This is a genomic window from Streptomyces sp. NPDC017991, from assembly GCF_044328075.1.
Taxonomy (GTDB): domain Bacteria; phylum Actinomycetota; class Actinomycetes; order Streptomycetales; family Streptomycetaceae; genus Streptomyces.
In genome coordinates, this window is sequence record NZ_JBIRGP010000013.1 from 245302 (window position 1) to 263933 (window position 18632).

The 18632-nt window shown below is 65.9% G+C and carries 30 protein-coding genes and 1 pseudogene; 29 read left to right on the forward strand and 2 right to left on the reverse strand.

Features of this window, described 5'->3' with window-relative positions; translation table 11 throughout:
* Window positions 1–281: 281 nt before the first annotated feature.
* Window positions 282–764 carry an ATP-binding protein gene (locus ACH4DZ_RS33360; RefSeq protein WP_398291474.1) on the reverse strand — a complete coding sequence of 161 codons (483 nt, stop codon included), beginning with the start codon at window positions 762–764 and terminating at the stop codon, window positions 282–284.
* 140 nt (window positions 765–904) lie between these two features.
* On the opposite strand from ACH4DZ_RS33360, the pseudogene ACH4DZ_RS33365 reads away from it, so the two are divergent.
* Both ACH4DZ_RS33365 and ACH4DZ_RS33370 read left to right on the forward strand, forming a co-directional pair.
* Window positions 905–1754: pseudogene (locus ACH4DZ_RS33365) on the forward strand (helix-turn-helix domain-containing protein).
* Complete coding sequence (locus ACH4DZ_RS33370) at window positions 1751–1942, forward strand: DUF397 domain-containing protein (RefSeq protein WP_398291476.1); 192 nt, start codon at window positions 1751–1753, stop codon at window positions 1940–1942. The pseudogene ACH4DZ_RS33365 and the gene ACH4DZ_RS33370 overlap by 4 nt, the downstream one beginning before the upstream one ends.
* Window positions 1943–1948: 6 nt before the next feature.
* On the opposite strand, the gene ACH4DZ_RS33375 is transcribed toward ACH4DZ_RS33370, so the two are convergent.
* Window positions 1949–3529: a hypothetical protein gene (locus ACH4DZ_RS33375; protein ID WP_398291478.1), complete on the reverse strand. Its 1581-nt coding sequence runs from the start codon at window positions 3527–3529 to the stop codon at window positions 1949–1951.
* Window positions 3530–4123: 594 nt separating this feature from the next.
* On the opposite strand from ACH4DZ_RS33375, the gene rpsJ reads away from it, so the two are divergent.
* The 27 genes from rpsJ (at window position 4124) to rpsM (ending at window position 18565) form a co-directional block, all read left to right on the forward strand.
* Window positions 4124–4432, forward strand: coding sequence for a 30S ribosomal protein S10 (gene rpsJ / locus ACH4DZ_RS33380; RefSeq protein WP_003948644.1), 309 nt, complete (start codon window positions 4124–4126; stop codon window positions 4430–4432).
* Window positions 4433–4448: 16 nt separating this feature from the next.
* Window positions 4449–5093 (forward strand): 50S ribosomal protein L3, encoded by a 645-nt coding sequence (gene rplC, locus ACH4DZ_RS33385; RefSeq protein WP_398291480.1) that lies wholly within the window; start codon window positions 4449–4451, stop codon window positions 5091–5093.
* A 7-nt stretch (window positions 5094–5100) separates the two neighbouring features.
* Entirely contained in the window at window positions 5101–5757 is a 657-nt protein-coding gene (gene rplD / locus ACH4DZ_RS33390; RefSeq protein ID WP_398291482.1) for a 50S ribosomal protein L4, read from the forward strand.
* Window positions 5757–6173 carry a 50S ribosomal protein L23 gene (gene rplW / locus ACH4DZ_RS33395; protein ID WP_307539697.1) on the forward strand — a complete coding sequence of 139 codons (417 nt, stop codon included), beginning with the start codon at window positions 5757–5759 and terminating at the stop codon, window positions 6171–6173. The genes rplD and rplW overlap by 1 nt, the downstream gene beginning before the upstream one ends.
* A gap of 39 nt (window positions 6174–6212) precedes the next feature.
* Window positions 6213–7049 carry a 50S ribosomal protein L2 gene (gene rplB / locus ACH4DZ_RS33400; RefSeq protein WP_055614926.1) on the forward strand — a complete coding sequence of 279 codons (837 nt, stop codon included), beginning with the start codon at window positions 6213–6215 and terminating at the stop codon, window positions 7047–7049.
* Between the two features lie 12 nt (window positions 7050–7061).
* Window positions 7062–7343 carry a 30S ribosomal protein S19 gene (rpsS, locus tag ACH4DZ_RS33405; protein ID WP_006376029.1) on the forward strand — a complete coding sequence of 94 codons (282 nt, stop codon included), beginning with the start codon at window positions 7062–7064 and terminating at the stop codon, window positions 7341–7343.
* Window positions 7344–7385: 42 nt separating this feature from the next.
* On the forward strand, window positions 7386–7733 hold the full coding sequence (rplV, locus tag ACH4DZ_RS33410) for a 50S ribosomal protein L22 (RefSeq protein ID WP_030619142.1): 348 nt from the start codon (window positions 7386–7388) through the stop codon (window positions 7731–7733).
* On the forward strand, window positions 7733–8584 hold the full coding sequence (rpsC, locus tag ACH4DZ_RS33415) for a 30S ribosomal protein S3 (protein WP_398291484.1): 852 nt from the start codon (window positions 7733–7735) through the stop codon (window positions 8582–8584). The genes rplV and rpsC overlap by 1 nt, the downstream gene beginning before the upstream one ends.
* Window positions 8585–8589: 5 nt before the next feature.
* Window positions 8590–9009 carry a 50S ribosomal protein L16 gene (gene rplP, locus ACH4DZ_RS33420; RefSeq protein WP_010986348.1) on the forward strand — a complete coding sequence of 140 codons (420 nt, stop codon included), beginning with the start codon at window positions 8590–8592 and terminating at the stop codon, window positions 9007–9009.
* Window positions 9009–9233, forward strand: a complete 225-nt coding sequence (gene rpmC / locus ACH4DZ_RS33425; protein WP_003998824.1) for a 50S ribosomal protein L29 — start codon at window positions 9009–9011, stop codon at window positions 9231–9233. Before rplP ends, rpmC begins: the two co-directional genes overlap by 1 nt.
* Window positions 9233–9520, forward strand: coding sequence for a 30S ribosomal protein S17 (gene rpsQ / locus ACH4DZ_RS33430; protein ID WP_107022197.1), 288 nt, complete (start codon window positions 9233–9235; stop codon window positions 9518–9520). Before rpmC ends, rpsQ begins: the two co-directional genes overlap by 1 nt.
* A gap of 105 nt (window positions 9521–9625) precedes the next feature.
* Entirely contained in the window at window positions 9626–9994 is a 369-nt protein-coding gene (gene rplN, locus ACH4DZ_RS33435; protein ID WP_003992364.1) for a 50S ribosomal protein L14, read from the forward strand.
* Between the two features lie 2 nt (window positions 9995–9996).
* A complete protein-coding gene (gene rplX, locus ACH4DZ_RS33440) occupies window positions 9997–10320 on the forward strand; it encodes a 50S ribosomal protein L24 (protein ID WP_055513601.1) in 324 nt (107 codons plus the stop codon).
* The gene (rplE, locus tag ACH4DZ_RS33445; protein ID WP_398291487.1) at window positions 10320–10877 is read left to right on the forward strand and encodes a 50S ribosomal protein L5; all 558 of its coding nucleotides are present in this window, start codon (window positions 10320–10322) and stop codon (window positions 10875–10877) included. Before rplX ends, rplE begins: the two co-directional genes overlap by 1 nt.
* A gap of 5 nt (window positions 10878–10882) precedes the next feature.
* Window positions 10883–11068, forward strand: a complete 186-nt coding sequence (locus tag ACH4DZ_RS33450) for a type Z 30S ribosomal protein S14 (RefSeq protein WP_003948630.1) — start codon at window positions 10883–10885, stop codon at window positions 11066–11068.
* A gap of 235 nt (window positions 11069–11303) precedes the next feature.
* Window positions 11304–11702, forward strand: coding sequence for a 30S ribosomal protein S8 (gene rpsH / locus ACH4DZ_RS33455; protein ID WP_081218894.1), 399 nt, complete (start codon window positions 11304–11306; stop codon window positions 11700–11702).
* 24 nt (window positions 11703–11726) lie between these two features.
* Entirely contained in the window at window positions 11727–12266 is a 540-nt protein-coding gene (gene rplF / locus ACH4DZ_RS33460) for a 50S ribosomal protein L6 (protein ID WP_055513607.1), read from the forward strand.
* A 3-nt stretch (window positions 12267–12269) separates the two neighbouring features.
* Entirely contained in the window at window positions 12270–12653 is a 384-nt protein-coding gene (gene rplR / locus ACH4DZ_RS33465; protein WP_189776125.1) for a 50S ribosomal protein L18, read from the forward strand.
* A gap of 68 nt (window positions 12654–12721) precedes the next feature.
* Window positions 12722–13324 (forward strand): 30S ribosomal protein S5, encoded by a 603-nt coding sequence (gene rpsE / locus ACH4DZ_RS33470; RefSeq protein WP_055513610.1) that lies wholly within the window; start codon window positions 12722–12724, stop codon window positions 13322–13324.
* 2 nt (window positions 13325–13326) lie between these two features.
* A complete protein-coding gene (gene rpmD, locus ACH4DZ_RS33475; RefSeq protein ID WP_107022202.1) occupies window positions 13327–13509 on the forward strand; it encodes a 50S ribosomal protein L30 in 183 nt (60 codons plus the stop codon).
* A 2-nt stretch (window positions 13510–13511) separates the two neighbouring features.
* On the forward strand, window positions 13512–13967 hold the full coding sequence (gene rplO / locus ACH4DZ_RS33480) for a 50S ribosomal protein L15 (RefSeq protein WP_107022203.1): 456 nt from the start codon (window positions 13512–13514) through the stop codon (window positions 13965–13967).
* Between the two features lie 247 nt (window positions 13968–14214).
* Entirely contained in the window at window positions 14215–15528 is a 1314-nt protein-coding gene (secY, locus tag ACH4DZ_RS33485) for a preprotein translocase subunit SecY (protein ID WP_398291491.1), read from the forward strand.
* On the forward strand, window positions 15528–16238 hold the full coding sequence (locus ACH4DZ_RS33490) for an adenylate kinase (RefSeq protein WP_398291493.1): 711 nt from the start codon (window positions 15528–15530) through the stop codon (window positions 16236–16238). Before secY ends, ACH4DZ_RS33490 begins: the two co-directional genes overlap by 1 nt.
* 101 nt (window positions 16239–16339) lie before the next feature.
* The gene (map, locus tag ACH4DZ_RS33495; protein WP_398291495.1) at window positions 16340–17176 is read left to right on the forward strand and encodes a type I methionyl aminopeptidase; all 837 of its coding nucleotides are present in this window, start codon (window positions 16340–16342) and stop codon (window positions 17174–17176) included.
* Window positions 17177–17575: 399 nt separating this feature from the next.
* Window positions 17576–17797 (forward strand): translation initiation factor IF-1, encoded by a 222-nt coding sequence (gene infA, locus ACH4DZ_RS33500; RefSeq protein ID WP_003948620.1) that lies wholly within the window; start codon window positions 17576–17578, stop codon window positions 17795–17797.
* 57 nt (window positions 17798–17854) lie between these two features.
* On the forward strand, window positions 17855–17968 hold the full coding sequence (gene rpmJ / locus ACH4DZ_RS33505) for a 50S ribosomal protein L36 (RefSeq protein ID WP_003998809.1): 114 nt from the start codon (window positions 17855–17857) through the stop codon (window positions 17966–17968).
* Between the two features lie 216 nt (window positions 17969–18184).
* Window positions 18185–18565 carry a 30S ribosomal protein S13 gene (rpsM, locus tag ACH4DZ_RS33510; RefSeq protein WP_107022207.1) on the forward strand — a complete coding sequence of 127 codons (381 nt, stop codon included), beginning with the start codon at window positions 18185–18187 and terminating at the stop codon, window positions 18563–18565.
* The last annotated feature ends 67 nt before the right edge of the window (window positions 18566–18632 follow it).

The following is an 18632-nucleotide window of genomic DNA, read 5'->3' on the forward strand; positions in this document are numbered from 1 at the left end:
CTTCCTAGGTGGTCAGGCCCTCGATCGGGAGTCCAGTCCCGGCCGGGGGCCGTCGCATGTTCTGGAGTGTTGCGTTCGGGTTGTTCGGGTTGTCGCGGGGCGAGCATATGCCCGGCAACTGGACGTAAATGAAGATGATTTGGGATTTGTCACCCTTGTGGGCGACGCGGGCTCACGGTGCTGACGAGAGGCCGCGGGAGGGCTGGGTGGGGTTGGGTTCGGTGGGTTCTCTCCCGGAGTTCTTGAAAAGCATTTGATGCCGTGCGGCACCGGTCGGCCGTTTACCGGGACGGCAGAATCCGGGGGCCGGTGAGGGCGGGGTTCGGCGTCGGCGTCAGCATCGCGTTCGGAGGCGGCTGCGGTACGAAGTTGAGCTCGGCCCAGACCGTCTTGCGCGGGGGTCTGCCGGGTGTGACGCCCCAACGGTCGGAAAGCGCCTCGACGATGACGAGGCCGCGCCCCGACTCGTCGGCGGGGCCCGGGTGTTGCGGGTGCAGCGTTCGCCGGTCGCCGCGGGTGTCGGTCACCTCGATGCGGAGGGTGCCGCCGATCACGTACAGCGTGAGGCGGAAGTCGCGGCCGGGTACGCGGCCGTGCGTGATGGCGTTGGCCGCCAGCTCGGCCACGATGTGCTCCGCGCGATCGGGGTCCAACGGGAGTCCCCAGGAGCGCACTTGCTCGGTCGTGAACCGGCGGGCCAGGCGGGCGCCACGCGGTGTGGCGGACAGGAGCAGGCTGAAGCTGCGGACGGTTTCTTGATTCACGTCACTCAGCGTGGCCGAGCGTGCGTATTCTGCGAAGAGATCGCGACTGTGCGTATCGGGACTGTCGCGCTGTTGTCCCGTTCTGTCTTGGCTGTCTTGGGTGCCGTGCGGGTACGGGTCGGCGTTGGAGGTGGGTGGGCATGAGTGGTGAAGGTGTGGACGAGGCGGGCTGGGACCTCGAACCGGGGGGATGAGAGCGCGCCGTTGGTGGAGGCCGTCGGGCGGCTGGTCAGGATCTGCCGGGAGGCGGCCGGGATGCGGGTCGCCGACCTCGGTGCGGCCCTGGGGTACGGCGAGGACATGATCCGCAAGATCGAGCGCGGCGCGCGGATTCCCCGACCGGAGTTCCTGGATCGGGCGGACGAGGTCCTGAATGCGAGCGGCCACCTCAAGGCGTTCAGAGAGGATGTGGAAAGGGCCCGGTACCCGAAGAAGGTGCGCGAACTCAAGGAGTTGGAGGACCGGGCGGTCGAGTTGCTGCAGTACAGCAACCACAACATCCAGGGGTTGTTGCAGACACCGGAGTACGCGCGGGCGCTCTTTGAGATGGTGCTGCCTGCGTACTCGCCGGATGAGGTGGAGCGAGGCATCGCCGGGCGTATGGCACGGAAGGCGATCTTCGAGAGCGAGTCCCCGCCGACGGTCAATTTTGTCCAGGAACAGGTAACACTGGAGCGCCCACTAGGTGGGAAAATGGTGCTGCGACGGCAGCTTGAGCACCTGCTGGAGGTAGCGCAGATGCGCCACGTCACGCTTCAGGTCATGCCAACCCAGTGCGAGGAGCACGGCGGAGTGCACGGCTTGATCCAGGTGCTGAAGTTCGCCGACGGCACGGCCGTGGGTCGGTGCCCGGGCGCGTTCAACGGTCGCCCGGTTTCCGATCCCCGGGCCCTTCGTATCCTGGAACTCCGCTACGGCATGATTCGGGCGCAGGCTCTCACGCCGAGGGAGTCGCTGGCCTTCATCGAACGCACGCTAGGAGAGCTATGAGCACTACGGAACTTCGCTGGTTCAAAAGCAGCTACAGCGACAGCGGCGATATCAACGACTGCGTCGAAACAGCCAAAGCCCCCGCCGCCATCCACGTCCGTGATTCCAAGAACGCCGACGGCCCCCGGCTCACCCTCGGCCCCGCCGCGTGGGCGGCCTTCGTGGCGCCCCTGTCGTCGGTCCGGTAGACCGGGTCACCCCGAAGCCAGCTGCTCCGCTATCTCCGCGATCCAACCGGAGGTCTTCGCCGGGTCGTTGAGGGTCTCGGCCCACGCGTCCGGCTCCAGCTTGTGCTTGGCGGGGCCGGACTTGAGGGCGGTGAGCAGGGACCTCGCGGACTCCCGCATCTCCTCCGTCGTGTTCCCTGAGATGTCGGGGCCCGCCGCCAGGGCGTAGATCTCGCGCGCCATGGCCTGGCGTTCGCCCTTCGACACCTTCTTCCAGAACTTCAGCGCGTGCTTCAGTGACTCCTTGCGGGACGCGGCCTCCGCCGGGGTCTCGCCCTGCGGCGCCCAGCGCTCGGGGTGGTGGACCTCTTCGTAACGCTTCGTGGCGGCGCGGAGCGCCTTGTACAGGGTGACGCTGAGGACGAGGCCCGCCCCTGCCCCGGCGAGACCCCATCCGACCGGGTTGGACGCCAGCCCGGCCGTTCCCGCCGCGACCGCCGTCACGATGCCGGCCGCGGCCTTGGTGGACTCGCCCACCGCGCCGCCGACCGTCTCTTTGCCGATCTTGGTGAGCTGCTTCTTCTTCGCGTACCCCTGCACCGTGCTCAGCTTTTCCACGTCCTTTTCGGCCTGCTGGAGGCTTTCGGCGGCGTCGCGGGCCTCGCCCATCGAGTCCCAGGCGGCGTCGATGGCCTCGGAGATGAGTTCCAGCCGTCCCTGGCCCCCGTCCGCATGGGCCCAGTACGCGTCCAGCGAGACGTACGCCTCCGCCGCGGCCCAGCCGGCCTGCTCCCGCGACTCGTTCAGCCGGGCCAGTGACGCCGCGTGGACGAGGTGGGGATCGCCGAGCTTCTTGACCTCGTGGTACTTGCGGGCCGTCTTCCCGACGCGGAAGGCGGCCCGAGCGCCCTTGATCAGGCCGATGGAGGCGCTGGCGGCACCGCTCACCTCGGACGCCACCGCGGCGTCCGCCGCCTTCTGGACCTTGGTCGCCTCCTTGGCGATGGCGGCGCTGTAGCTTCCCGAGCTGGTGGCGCCGACCACCGCGTCGGTCCCCTTGGTTCTGGCCTTCTTCTTCGCCGTGTGGTGCTTGGCCCCGGTCTCGTGCTGCTTGGCGTCCTGTATGTTCTTGTACGCGTCCATGCCACTGACCACGGTGCCGGCGGCCTCCGTGAGGAGGTTCCCCGACGCCGCGGAGGTCCCCGAGGCGGCGGCGGAGTGCTTGACGCCCTCGTTGGCGGCGACGGCGGCCTGCTGGGTGAAGGCCGCGTTGGTGGGGGTCTGGAAGCCCTTGATGAAGGTGTCGATGGGTTCGAGATTTTTCTTGAACCTGTCGAGGAGCGCGGCGATCCGGTCGCGGTAGTTCTTCTTCTTCGCTCCGGCGGACGCGCCGCCGTTCTCCGCCGCACCGCCGCCCGCGGTGTCCCGGGCGCGCTGCACCGTCGCGGTCGTGGCCCGGTTTCCGGCGCGGGACTGCATCTCCAGGAGGGCGCGCTCCGGCGAGCGTGCGGACGTGTTCCCGGTCCTGCTCCCTCGGCCACGCTGCTGTGCCGACGTCTGGACGGCCGCGGACTGCCGTGTCGAGGTGCGGTGGATCGGGGTGCTCATGGACGTACCTCTCCTGTACCGGACCGGGCGGGGCGAAGGTAGCCAGACCAGGCCAACAGGAGGAGAGCGGCGAGGAAATTCCGCACGGATGTTGTGCGGCGGGTGTGGTGGTGGCCCAGGCGTCGACCGAGCCGGTACGGCAGGAGGCGGCACCGGCGGCGTCCGGGCGAGCCTGTGTTTGACCAGCGTCCCCCCGGGGGTATCCTCTCCGGCTCGATTCGCCAGCTCCGCACCCCGTGTGGCAGACTGTCGGGGTTGCTCGGTTGAGTGCCGATGCTGCGCGCCTCCCGCCGGGAGGACCGGAAGCGAGTCCCACAGTACTCGTCGCCCAAACTGCCCCAGGGCAGCGCTGGGGCGGACGTACGGGAATCTTCCGGGAAGTGTCAGCGGGGTGCAGACCAGGCACCCGGTGGGTGTTCGGCCCCCGGTCCTGCGGTCGTCTTTGGGATGGGCCGTGTCCCTGGTAGGGAAATCCGAAGGTGGATATTTCTGCGGTGAGGACGCGACACACCCGACCGCGTGGGTCGGAGAGCGGGAACGCGAACCCCCGGGTCGCAGAGCGGTTTTTACGAGACAAAGGACTACTGAGTAGCCATGGCGGGACAGAAGATCCGCATCCGGCTCAAGGCCTACGACCACGAGGTCATCGATTCCTCGGCGAAGAAGATCGTCGAGACGGTGACGCGCACTGGTGCGTCGGTCGCGGGCCCGGTGCCGCTGCCCACTGAGAAGAACGTGTACTGCGTCATCAAGTCGCCGCACAAGTACAAGGACTCGCGCGAGCACTTCGAGATGCGCACGCACAAGCGCCTGATCGACATTCTCGACCCGACCCCCAAGACCGTTGACTCTTTGATGCGACTCGACCTCCCGGCCGGTGTCGACATCGAGATCAAGCTCTAAGGGATGTGGTCTGAGAATGGCTAAGCAGATCAAGGGCATCCTGGGCGAGAAGCTCGGCATGACGCAGGTGTGGGACGAGAACAACCGTGTTGTTCCGGTCACCGTCGTCAAGGCCAGCCCCAATGTCGTGACCCAGGTCCGTACGAACGCTGCCGACGGCTACGAGTCGGTCCAGATCGCCTTCGGCGAGATCGACCCGCGCAAGGTGAACAAGCCCCTCAAGGGCCACTTCGCCAAGGCCGACGTCACCCCCCGTCGTCACCTCGTCGAGATCCGTACCGCTGACGCCAGCGAGTACGTCCTCGGCCAGGAGATCACCGCTGAGACCTTCGAGTCCGGCGTCAAGGTGGACGTGACCGGCACGAGCAAGGGCAAGGGCTTCGCCGGTGTCATGAAGCGTCACAACTTCCATGGCCTCGGCGCCGGACACGGCGTCCAGCGCAAGCACCGCTCTCCCGGCTCCATCGGTGGCTGTGCCACCCCCGGCCGTGTCTTCAAGGGCATGCGCATGGCGGGTCGCATGGGTCATGAGCGGGTCACCACCCAGAACCTGACCGTCCACGCCGTTGACGCGGAGAAGGGACTGCTCCTCATCAAGGGAGCCATCCCCGGTCCGAACGGCGGCCTCGTCCTGGTCCGCACCGCGGCCAAGGGGGCCTGAGGTAACGATGAGCACTGTTGACATCATTTCGCCGGCAGGCGACAAGACCGGGACGGTCGAGCTCCCCGCGGAGATCTTCGACGTCGAGAAGATCAGCATCCCGCTGCTTCACCAGGTCGTAGTCGCCCAGCTGGCCGCTGCCCGCCAGGGCACGCACAAGACCAAGACGCGCGCCGAGGTTCGTGGTGGCGGTAGGAAGCCCTACCGTCAGAAGGGCACCGGCCGTGCGCGCCAGGGCTCGACCCGCGCCCCGCAGTTCGTCGGCGGTGGCGTCGTCCACGGCCCGCAGCCGCGTGACTACTCGCAGCGGACCCCGAAGAAGATGAAGGCCGCGGCCCTGCGCCACGCCCTCACCGACCGGGCCCGCAACGCTCGTATCCACGTCGTCTCCGGCGTGATCGAGGGCGACACCCCGAACACCAAGGCCGCGAAGGTCCTGATCGCCAAGATCTCGGAGCGCAAGAACGTGCTCCTGGTCATCGATCGTGCCGACGAGGCCGCGCTGCTCTCCGCGCGCAACCTGCCCCAGGTCCACATCCTGGAGCCGGGCCAGCTGAACACGTACGACGTTCTCGTCTCGGACGACGTGGTCTTCACCCAGGCCGCTTTCGAGTCCTTCGTGTCTGGCCCCCAGGCCGCTGACACCGAAGGGAGCGAAGCCTGATGGCTACGCGTCACCCGAGCATTGCCCCCAAGGCGGCCAAGGCCGCCAAGGCCGCGCGCGTCGCCAAGGCGAAGCGCCACGAGGCCGAGGGCAAGAACACCGTTGAGACGCCGATCAGCAAGAGCTTCACGGACCCCCGTGACGTCCTCATCAAGCCGGTCGTCTCCGAGAAGAGCTACGCGCTGCTCGACGAGGGCAAGTACACCTTCGTCGTCGCGCCGGGCGCCAACAAGACCCAGATCAAGCAGGCCGTCCAGGCGGTCTTCTCGGTCAAGGTCACCGGGGTCAACACGATCAACCGCCAGGGAAAGCGCAAGCGGACCAAGAGCGGTTTCGGCAAGCGTGCTGACACCAAGCGCGCCATCGTGACCCTCGCTGAGGGCGACCGTATCGACATCTTCGGCCAGGCCTCCTAACGGAGCGCCCTGGTCCGAATATCGGACGAGGACTGAGAAATGGGAATCCGCAAGTACAAGCCGACTACGCCGGGCCGTCGTGGCTCCAGCGTCGCCGACTTCGTCGAGGTCACGCGGTCCACGCCGGAGAAGTCGCTGGTTCGCCCGCTGCACAGCAAGGGCGGCCGTAACAATTCCGGTCGTGTGACCGTTCGCCACCAGGGTGGTGGACACAAGCGCGCCTACCGTGTCATCGACTTCCGTCGTCATGACAAGGACGGCGTGCCGGCGAAGGTCGCGCACATCGAGTACGACCCCAACCGCACCGCGCGCATCGCGCTGCTTCACTACGCGGACGGCGAGAAGCGCTACATCCTCGCCCCCCGCAACCTGTCGCAGGGCGACCGCGTCGAGAACGGTCCCGGGGCCGACATCAAGCCGGGCAACAACCTGGCCCTCCGCAACATCCCGGTCGGTACCACGATCCACGCGATCGAGCTCCGTCCCGGTGGCGGTGCCAAGTTCGCCCGCTCCGCCGGTGCCTCCGTGCAGCTGCTCGCGAAGGAGGGCCAGATGGCCCACCTGCGCATGCCGTCCGGAGAGATCCGCCTGGTCGACGTGCGCTGCCGCGCCACCGTCGGCGAGGTCGGCAACGCCGAGCAGTCGAACATCAACTGGGGCAAGGCCGGCCGCAAGCGCTGGCTGGGCGTCCGCCCGACCGTTCGCGGTGTGGCGATGAACCCGGTTGACCACCCGCACGGTGGTGGTGAAGGCAAGACCTCCGGTGGACGTCACCCGGTCTCGCCGTGGGGTCAGAAGGAGGGTCGTACTCGTTCGCCGAAGAAGGCATCGAACAAGTACATCGTCCGCCGCCGCAAGACGAACAAGAAGCGCTAGGAGCGGGTTTAGATGCCGCGCAGTCTCAAGAAGGGGCCCTTCGTCGACGACCACCTGATCAAGAAGGTGGACGTACAGAACGAAGCCGGTTCCAAGAACGTCATCAAGACCTGGTCCCGTCGCTCGATGATCATCCCGGCCATGCTCGGCCACACGATCGCGGTGCACAACGGCAAGACCCACATTCCGGTGTTTGTCACCGAGTCGATGGTCGGCCACAAGCTCGGCGAGTTCTCGCCGACGCGCACCTTCCGGGGTCACGTCAAGGACGACCGGAAGTCGAAGCGCCGCTAACGCGGGGTGGAATCGACCATGACAGACACTGGAAGGACAACCATGGAAGCCAGGGCCCAGGCGCGGTACATCCGCGTCACGCCCATGAAGGCCCGCCGTGTGGTGGACCTTATCCGTGGCATGGATGCCACGGAGGCTCAGGCGGTCCTGCGTTTCGCCCCGCAGGCCGCGAGCGTGCCGGTTGGCAAGGTGCTTGACAGCGCCATCGCCAACGCCGCACACAACTACGACCACACCGACGCCGACAGCCTCGTCATCTCCGAGGCGTACGTCGACGAGGGTCCGACCCTGAAGCGGTTCCGTCCGCGCGCCCAGGGCCGCGCCTACCGGATCCGCAAGCGGACCAGCCACATCACCGTGGTCGTCAGCAGCAAGGAAGGAACCCGGTAATGGGCCAGAAGGTTAACCCGCATGGGTTCCGGCTCGGCATCACCACGGACTTCAAGTCCCGTTGGTACGCCGACAAGCTGTACAAGGACTACGTCAAGGAAGACGTCGCCATCCGTCGGATGATGACGTCCGGCATGGAGCGCGCCGGCATCTCGAAGGTGGAGATCGAGCGCACCCGTGACCGCGTCCGTGTGGACATCCACACCGCGCGCCCGGGCATCGTCATCGGCCGCCGCGGCGCCGAGGCCGACCGCATCCGCGGTGACCTGGAGAAGCTGACCGGCAAGCAGGTCCAGCTGAACATCCTTGAGGTCAAGAGCCCGGAGACGGACGCTCAGCTGGTGGCCCAGGCCGTCGCCGAGCAGCTGTCCTCCCGCGTCTCCTTCCGTCGCGCCATGCGTAAGAGCATGCAGGGCACGATGAAGGCCGGCGCCAAGGGCATCAAGATCCAGTGTGGTGGCCGTCTCGGCGGCGCCGAGATGTCCCGCTCGGAGTTCTACCGCGAGGGCCGTGTGCCCCTGCACACGCTCCGCGCGAACGTCGACTACGGCTTCTTCGAGGCCAAGACGACCTTCGGCCGTATCGGTGTGAAGGTCTGGATCTACAAGGGCGATGTCAAGAACATCGCCGAGGTCCGCGCCGAGAACGCCGCGGCCCGTGCGGGTAACCGCCCGGCCCGTGGTGGAGCCGGTGGCGGCGCCGACCGCCCGGCACGTGGCGGTCGTGGTGGCGAGCGTGGCGGCCGTGGCCGCAAGCCGCAGCAGCAGTCCGCGCCGGCAGCCGAGGCCCCCAAGGCCGACGCTCCCGCCGCCGCTGCCGCTCCGGCCGAGAGCACCGGAACGGAGGCCTGACCGAAATGCTGATCCCTCGTAGGGTCAAGCACCGCAAGCAGCACCACCCGAAGCGCCGCGGTCAGGCCAAGGGCGGTACGCAGGTTTCGTTCGGCGAGTACGGCATTCAGGCCCTCACGCCGGCGTACGTCACGAACCGCCAGATCGAGGCGGCTCGTATCGCGATGACCCGCCACATCAAGCGTGGCGGCAAGGTCTGGATCAACATCTACCCGGACCGCCCGCTGACCAAGAAGCCCGCCGAGACCCGCATGGGTTCCGGTAAGGGATCCCCCGAGTGGTGGATCGCGAACGTGCACCCGGGTCGGGTCATGTTCGAGCTGTCCTACCCCAACGAGAAGATCGCCCGTGAGGCCCTCACTCGCGCAGCCCACAAGCTGCCGATGAAGTGCCGGATCGTCAAGCGCGAGGCAGGTGAAGCGTGATGTCGGCCGGTACCAAGGCGTCCGAGCTGCGCGAACTGGGTGACGAGGAGCTTCTCGCGAAGCTCCGCGAAGCCAAGGAAGAGCTGTTCAACCTCCGCTTCCAGGCGGCGACCGGTCAGCTCGAAAACCACGGGCGGCTCAAGGCCGTCCGCAAGGACATCGCGCGGATCTACACCCTCATGCGTGAGCGCGAGCTGGGCATCGAGACGGTGGAGAGCGCCTGATGAGCGAGAACAACGTGACCGAAGAGACCAAGACGAGCCGCGGTTTCCGCAAGACCCGTGAGGGTCTGGTCGTCAGCGACAAGATGGACAAGACCGTCGTCGTCGCTGTCGAGGACCGCGTGAAGCACGCGCTGTACGGCAAGGTCATCCGCCGTACGAACAAGCTCAAGGCTCACGACGAGCAGAACGCCGCCGGCGTCGGCGACCGGGTTGTCATCATGGAGACCCGTCCGCTGTCTGCGACGAAGCGCTGGCGCATCGTCGAGATCCTCGAAAAGGCCAAGTAGTAAGTACCTGAGGGGTTTCCCGCAGGTTGGTTCCGCCAGGCTCGGCGAGAAGCGTGAAACATTCACGCTTCTCGCCGGGAACCGGCAGACAATCAGGAGATAGACGTGATCCAGCAGGAGTCGCGACTGCGTGTCGCCGACAACACTGGTGCGAAGGAAATCCTTTGCATCCGTGTGCTCGGTGGCTCCGGTCGCCGCTACGCGGGCATCGGCGACGTCATCGTCGCCACCGTCAAGGACGCGATCCCCGGCGGCAATGTGAAGAAGGGTGACGTCATCAAGGCGGTCATCGTTCGCACCGTCAAGGAGCGTCGCCGTCCCGACGGCTCGTACATCCGCTTCGACGAGAACGCCGCCGTCATTCTGAAGAACGACGGCGACCCTCGTGGCACCCGTATCTTCGGCCCTGTCGGCCGTGAGCTGCGCGAGAAGAAGTTCATGAAGATCATCTCGCTCGCGCCGGAGGTGCTGTAAGCATGAAGATCAAGAAGGGCGACCTGGTTCAGGTCATCACCGGTAAGGACAAGGGCAAGCAGGGCAAGGTCATTGCCGCTTACCCGCGCGACGAGCGCGTCCTGGTCGAGGGTGTCAACCGGGTCAAGAAGCACACGAAGGCCGGTCCCACCGCTCGCGGTTCGCAGGCCGGTGGCATCGTCACGACCGAGGCGCCCGTCCACGTCTCCAACGTCCAGCTGGTCGTTGAGAAGGACGGCAACAAGGTCGTCACGCGCGTCGGTTTCCGCTTCGACGACGAGGGCAACAAGATCCGCGTTGCCAAGCGGACGGGTGAGGACATCTGATGGCTACCACCACCATTCCGCGTCTCAAGACGAAGTACCGCGAGGAGATCGCGGGCAAGCTGCAGGAAGAGTTCTCGTACGAGAACGTCATGCAGACCCCGGGCCTCGTCAAGATCGTGGTCAACATGGGTGTGGGCGACGCCGCCCGCGACTCCAAGCTGATCGAGGGCGCCATCCGCGACCTCACCACGATCACCGGTCAGAAGCCGGCCGTCACCAAGGCCCGCAAGTCCATCGCGCAGTTCAAGCTGCGTGAGGGACAGCCGATCGGTTGCCACGTCACGCTTCGTGGCGACCGCATGTGGGAGTTCCTGGACCGCACCCTGTCGCTGGCGCTTCCGCGCATCCGCGACTTCCGTGGTCTGTCTCCCAAGCAGTTCGACGGTCGTGGCAACTACACCTTCGGTCTCACCGAGCAGGTCATGTTCCACGAGATCGACCAGGACAAGATCGACCGCGTCCGGGGTATGGACATCACCGTGGTCACCACGGCGACCAACGACGCCGAAGGCCGTGCCCTTCTCCGTCACCTCGGCTTCCCCTTCAAGGAGGCGTAAGCGAGATGGCGAAGAAGGCTCTGATTGCCAAGGCTGCTCGTAAGCCCAAGTTCGGTGTGCGTGGCTACACCCGTTGCCAGCGCTGCGGCCGCCCGCACTCCGTGTACCGCAAGTTCGGTCTCTGCCGCGTGTGCCTTCGTGAGATGGCTCACCGTGGAGAGCTCCCGGGCGTGACCAAGAGCTCCTGGTAGTCCCCTACTCGGGACGATCCGGACGCTCTCGGTAAGCAGTGGGTTGGCAGAGGCCCTCTCCTTCATGGCTTAGGCTAGGAGGGTTGGGCGTCTGCCGCCCGAACGCACGTGGGTACAGCCCACTAGTTAACGCTTACTACGCCGTAGGTCCCCGCACCGCACCCGTCCCGCCACTGAGTGGGGAGAGGGATGGCGCATACAGGAAACCCCGGCGAGAGAGGCCGAAGGCCAATTCATGACCATGACTGATCCCATCGCAGACATGCTTACTCGTCTGCGTAACGCGAACTCGGCGTACCACGACGACGTCGCGATGCCCCACAGCAAGATCAAGTCGCACATCGCGGAGATCCTCCAGCAGGAGGGCTTCATCACCGGCTGGAAGGTCGAGGACGCCGAAGTCGGCAAGAAGCTCGTCCTTGAGCTGAAGTTCGGTCCGAACCGTGAGCGCTCCATCGCGGGCATCAAGCGGATCTCGAAGCCGGGTCTGCGTGTGTACGCGAAGTCCACCTCCCTGCCCAAGGTGCTCGGTGGCCTCGGCGTGGCGATCATCTCCACGTCGCACGGTCTCCTCACCGGACAGCAGGCCGGCAAGAAGGGCGTAGGCGGAGAAGTTCTCGCCTACGTCTGGTAGCGGAAGGGAACGGAGGAAACAGCTATGTCGCGTATTGGCAAGCTCCCCATCACGGTTCCCGCCGGCGTGGACGTCACCATCGACGGCCGTACGGTTCAGGTGAAGGGCCCCAAGGGCGCCCTCTCCCACACCGTCGCGGCGCCGATCGAGGTCGCCAAGGGCGAGGACGGCATTCTCAATGTCACCCGCCCGAACGACGAGCGTCAGAACAAGGCCCTCCACGGCCTGTCCCGCACGCTGGTGGCGAACATGATCACCGGCGTGACCACGGGTTACGTGAAGAAGCTCGAAATCAGCGGTGTCGGTTACCGCGTCCTGGCGAAGGGTTCCAACCTGGAATTCTCGCTCGGCTACAGCCACTCGATCACGGTCGAGGCGCCCGAGGGCATCTCGTTCAAGGTCGAGAACCCGACACACTTCTCGGTCGAGGGAATCGACAAGCAGAAGGTCGGCGAGGTTGCGGCCAACATCCGCAAGCTGCGCAAGCCCGACCCGTACAAGGCCAAGGGCGTCAAGTACGAGGGCGAAGTCGTCCGGCGCAAGGTCGGAAAGGCGGGTAAGTAAGCCATGGCATACGGTGTCAAGATTGCTAAGGGCGACGCTTACAAGCGTGCTGCCATCAAGCGACGTCACATCCGCATCCGGAAGCACATCTCCGGTACGGCTGAGCGGCCTCGCCTGGTCGTGACGCGCTCGAACCGCCACATCGTGGCCCAGGTGATCGACGACGTGAAGGGTCACACCCTCGCGTCCGCGTCCACCTTGGACACGTCCATCCGCGGCGGCGAGAACGACAAGTCCGAGCAGGCCAAGTCGGTCGGCGCCCTGGTCGCCGAGCGCGCCAAGGCCGCCGGTGTCGAGGCTGTCGTATTCGACCGTGGTGGAAACCAGTACGCCGGGCGCATTGCCGCTCTGGCGGACGCCGCCCGCGAAGCCGGACTCAAGTTCTGAGTCCTGCCCGTTCGCGCAGCGACTATTTGACGCTGCGTAGCTAGCGGAAACAGAGAGAGGTAATTCCAATGGCTGGACCCCAGCGCCGCGGAAGCGGTGCCGGTGGCGGCGAGCGGCGGGACCGGAAGGGCCGTGACGGCGGCGCAGCTGCCGAGAAGACCGCGTACGTCGAGCGTGTCGTCGCGATCAACCGTGTCGCCAAGGTTGTGAAGGGTGGTCGTCGCTTCAGCTTCACTGCGCTGGTCGTAGTGGGCGATGGTGACGGCACCGTGGGTGTCGGTTACGGCAAGGCCAAGGAGGTGCCGGCCGCGATCGCCAAGGGTGTTGAAGAGGCCAAGAAGCACTTCTTCAAGGTCCCCCGTATCCAGGGCACCATCCCGCACCCGATCACGGGCGAGAAGGCCGCGGGCGTCGTCCTGCTCAAGCCTGCCTCCCCCGGTACCGGCGTCATCGCCGGTGGCCCGGTGCGTGCTGTCCTGGAGTGCGCCGGCGTTCACGACATCCTGTCGAAGTCGCTCGGCTCTTCCAACGCGATCAACATCGTGCACGCGACCGTGGCGGCCCTCAAGGGCCTGCAGCGTCCCGAGGAGATCGCGGCCCGCCGCGGTCTGCCCCTTGAGGACGTCGCCCCCGCGGCTCTCCTGCGTGCACGTGCGGGAGCGGGTGCGTAATCATGGCTCAGCTCAAGATCACGCAGAAGAAGTCGTTCATCGGCAGCAAGCAGAACCACCGTGACACCCTTCGTTCGCTTGGTCTCAAGCGGATCAACGATGTGGTCGTCAAGGAGGACCGCCCCGAGTTCCGCGGAATGGTTCACACCGTCCGCCACCTCGTGACGGTTGAGGAGGTCGACTGATCATGGCGGAGAACAACCCGCTCAAGATCCACAACCTCCGTCCCGCCCCGGGCGCCAAGACCGCGAAGACGCGAGTCGGTCGTGGTGAAGCGTCCAAGGGTAAGACGGCCGGTCGTGGTACCAAGGGCACGAAGGCCCGTTACCAGGTTCCGGAGCGCTTCGAGGGTGGCCAGATGCCCCTCCACATGCGTCTTCCGAAGCTCAAGGGCTTCCGGAACCCGTTCAAGACCGAGTACCAGGTCGTGAACCTCGACAAGCTGGCGTCGCTGTACCCGGAGGGTGGCGAGGTCACCGTCGAGGGACTCGTCGCCAACGGTGCGGTTCGCAAGAACAGCCTCGTCAAGGTCCTCGGCCAGGGCGAGATCTCCGTGGCACTGCAGGTGACGGTCGACGCCGTCTCCGGCTCCGCCAAGGAGAAGATCACCGCCGCCGGCGGTACCGTCACCGAGCTGATCTGATCTCTTCAGGCGATTCGATGACTGAGCGATCCCGACCGGGGGTGCCCCACAAAAGGGGCATCCCCGGTTGGTCGTTCCTAGGGGAGCGGTGTCGCCGGTAAGGTGGCCTGCGCTGCTAATTTTCGCCCGGTGTGCCGTCAGGGAACTCCAGGTGGCTTCTGACTGTTAGTTAGCTGTCCGTTACTTATTCGTCGAACCTCAAGACCGTCACCTCTGGCGCACTTGCGCGGGGGTCGCAGGAGGCACCGTGCTCACCGCGTTCGCCCGGGCGTTCAAGACGCCCGACCTGCGCAAGAAGCTGCTCTTCACGCTCGGCATCATCGTGGTTTATCGGGTGGGTACGCACGTCCCGATCCCCGGTGTCGACTACAAGAACGTCCAGACCTGTATCGACAACGCGAGCCAGAACCAGGGCCTGTTCGGTCTGGTGAACATGTTCAGCGGTGGCGCTCTGCTGCAGATCACGATCTTCGCACTGGGCATCATGCCGTACATCACGGCGAGCATCATTCTGCAGCTGCTGACCGTGGTGATCCCGCGCCTGGAAGCCCTCAAGAAGGAGGGCCAGGCGGGTACGGCGAAGATCACGCAGTACACGCGTTATCTGACGGTCGCGCTGGCCATCCTGCAGGGCACCGGCCTGGTGGCCACCGCCCGCAGCGGCGCGCTCTTCACCAGCTGCCCGGTGGCCAACCAGATCGTGCCGGACCAGTCGATCTTCGTCACCATCACGATGGTCATCACCATGACCGCCGGTACGGCCGTCGTCATGTGGCTCGGTGAGCTCATCACCGACCGCGGCATCGGCAACGGCATGTCGATCCTCATGTTCATCTCGATCGCCGCCACGTTCCCGTCGGCGCTGTGGGCCATCAAGCAGCAGGGCAACCTGGCGGACGGCTGGATCGAGTTCGGCACGGTCATCGCGGTCGGCCTCGTCATGGTCGGCCTGGTGGTCTTCGTCGAGCAGGCCCAGCGCCGCATCCCGGTCCAGTACGCGAAGCGGATGATCGGCCGCAGGTCCTATGGCGGCACGTCCACGTACATCCCGCTGAAGGTGAACCAGGCGGGCATCATCCCTGTGATCTTTGCCTCGTCGCTGCTCTACATTCCGGCGCTGGTGGCTCAGTTCGCAGGTGGGACCTCGGGTTGGAAGACCTGGATCGAACAGAACCTCACCAAGGGCGACCACCCGATCTACATCGCCACCTACTTCCTGCTGATCGTGTTCTTCGCCTTCTTCTACGTGGCCATCTCCTTCAACCCCGAAGAAGTCGCGGACAACATGAAGAAGTATGGTGGCTTCATCCCGGGCATCCGGGCCGGCCGGCCGACCGCTGAGTACCTGGGATACGTACTCAACCGGATCACGTGGCCGGGTTCGCTGTATCTGGGCCTGATCGCTCTCGTACCGACGATGGCGTTGGTTGGTTTCGGGGCAAACCAGAACTTCCCGTTCGGTGGCACCAGCATCCTGATCATCGTGGGTGTCGGTCTGGAGACGGTGAAGCAGATCGAGAGCCAGCTCCAGCAGCGCAATTACGAAGGGTTCCTCCGCTGATGCGAATCGTCCTCGTCGGGCCGCCCGGGGCGGGCAAGGGAACGCAGGCCGCGTTCCTCGCCAAGAACCTGTCGATCCCGCACATCTCCACGGGCGACCTCTTCCGTGCGAACATCAGCCAGCAGACCGACCTGGGCAAACTGGCGAAGTCGTACATGGACGAGGGTAACCTCGTGCCGGACGAGGTCACCATCGCGATGGCCAAGGACCGCATGGAGCAGCCGGACGCCGCGAACGGCTTCCTGCTCGACGGCTTCCCGCGGAACGTCTCGCAGGCCGAGGCGCTGGACCAGGCCCTCAAGGCCGATGGTGTGGAGCTCGACGGGGTGCTCGACCTGGAGGTCCCCGAGGACGAGGTGGTCAAGCGCATCGCCGGCCGCCGCATCTGCCGCAACGAGTCGAGTCACGTCTTCCACGTGACGTACAGCCCGCCGAAGAAGGAAGGCGTCTGTGACGTCTGCGGCGGCGAGCTGTACCAGCGTGACGACGACACCGAGGAGACCGTCCGCAAGCGCCTGGAGGTCTACCACACCCAGACCGAGCCGATCATCGACTACTACGGGGCCCAGGGCCTCGTGGTGACGATCTCGGCGCTCGGCAAGGTGGACGAGGTCACCAAGCGCGCGATGGACGCCCTCAAGGGTCAGGCCGAGGGCAAGGACCAGCGCGACAAGGACAAGAGCGACAGCCGGGGCGACGGCGCCAAGTAGTCGTCCCGACCGGTTCGGCCGCGGTGCCCTCCATGGGCGCCGCGGCCGTACTGTTGTGTACGTAACCCAGTAGGCAGAGAAGACGGAGAGCGCGGGCCCCCATGGTGCAGATCAAGACCCCCGAGCAGATCGCCAAGATGCGTGAGGCGGGCCTGGTCGTCGCCGCCGTCCACCGCGCGACGCGGGAAGCCGCGGTACCGGGTGCCACGACCCGGGATCTCGACCAGGTCGCCCGCAAGGTGCTCGACGAGCACGGCGCGAAGTCGAACTTCCTGGGCTACGGCGGCTTCCCCGCAACGATCTGCACCTCGGTGAACGAGGTCGTCGTCCACGGCATTCCGACCGATGACGTCGTCCTGAAGGACGGGGACATCATCTCGATCGACGCCGGCGCGATCATCGACGGCTGGCACGGGGACGCGGCGTACACGGCCTTCGTGGGTTCCGGTCACGCCCCGGAGCTCCTTGAGCTGTCCCGGGTGACCGAGGAGTCGATGTGGGCCGGGATCGCGGCGATGAAGCTGGGGAACCGGCTCGTCGACGTCTCCCGGGCGATCGAGACGTACATCCGGCGTCAGCCGAAGCCCGGTGGCGGCAAGTACGGGATCGTCGAGGACTACGGCGGCCATGGCATCGGGACCGAGATGCACATGGATCCGCATCTGCTGAACTATGTCGAGCGGCGGCGGGGCAAGGGGCCGAAGCTGGTGGCCGGGTTCTGCCTCGCCATCGAGCCGATGGTGTCGCTGGGGACGCCCCGGACGGAGGTGCTGTCCGACGACTGGACCGTCATCACGACGGACGGGACGTGGTCGTCGCACTGGGAGCACTCTGTCGCTCTGACCGATGAGGGGCCGCTTGTTCTTACGTCTCCCGACGGGGGTAGGGCGAAGCTCGCCGAGTACGGGATCACTGCTGCGCCTGATCCCTTGGCGTAGCGACTCCTGGGGGAGTGGGTTCCCCTTGCGGGTGCGGGTTCGGTGGGGGCTGGTCGCGCAGTTCCCCGCGCCCCTGAAAGATTGCGCCGTTCCCCGCGCCCCTGAAGACAAAAGACTGCGCCGTTCCCCGCGCCCCTGGAGACGAAAGACTGCGCCGTTCCCCGCGCCCCTGGAGGGCTGCGCCCCTCCGAAGACAGAAGGCTGCGCCGTTCCCGCGCCCCTCGTGTGCGTCCCTCTTGGGGTGGGTTTCTGCTTAGGGATCTTTCTCGTGGGGCAGACTTTCTCGATTCGTCTTTCCGGGGGCCCTGGCGTAGACTGACTCGTCGGCTCTCGTGCATCCGCATGTCTGCATGTGGTAAGCGCGGAGTCGATCAAGGTAGTCGATTCGAAGGGCGAAGCGTGGCCAAGAAGCAAGGTGCCATCGAGATCGAGGGCACTGTCGTCGAGTCTCTTCCGAACGCCATGTTCAAGGTTGAGCTCCAGAACGGCCACCAGGTTCTGGCACACATCAGCGGCAAGATGCGTATGCACTACATCCGCATCCTCCCTGACGACAGGGTCGTGGTGGAGTTGTCTCCGTACGACCTGACGCGTGGCCGGATCGTCTACCGGTACAAGTAGATCTTGCCTGTGCCCCGCTTCCGCGGGGTGGTGGCACTGACCCGGAGAACCTCACCAATGAAGGTCAAGCCGAGCGTCAAGAAGATCTGCGACAAGTGCAGGGTGATCCGCCGTCACGGCCGGGTCATGGTCATCTGCGAAAACCCGCGCCACAAGCAGCGCCAGGGCTGACGCACGACCGCACCTTCTGCACCCGCAGAACTTCGCGCGACGCAGGAACATGTTCATACGCAGAGCCCGGATCGACTGTTCGCAGTGATCCGACACCCCCGGTCGGAGGCCGGGGACCCGGTTCGTACCGAATCTTCGAGGTGTACACCGAAGGAGACGACGGCGGGCGGGAGCCGGTTCTGTGGAAGACCTCCGAACGACAACTGGAGCCATTGAATGGCACGCGTTTCCGGTGTTGACATCCCGCGCGAAAAGCGCGTGGAGGTTGCCCTCACCTACGTGTTCGGCATCGGCCGGACCCTCTCGCAGAAGACGCTGGCCGACACCGGCGTCAACCCCAACACCCGCGTCCGTGACCTCTCCGAGGAGGAGCTGGTCCGGATCCGCGAGTACGTGGACAACAACTTCAAGACCGAGGGTGACCTCCGCCGTGAGGTTCAGGCCGACATCCGCCGCAAGGTGGAGATCGGCTGCTACCAGGGTCTGCGCCACCGTCGTGGCCTGCCCGTCCACGGCCAGCGCACCAGCACGAACGCCCGTACCCGCAAGGGCCCGCGTCGCGCCATCGCCGGCAAGAAGAAGCCGGGCAAGAAGTAGTCCTCAGCGGACAACGCTTCATCAGCGGTCTTCGCTGTAGGACCGACCACCTCCCCGTAGGAGTTAT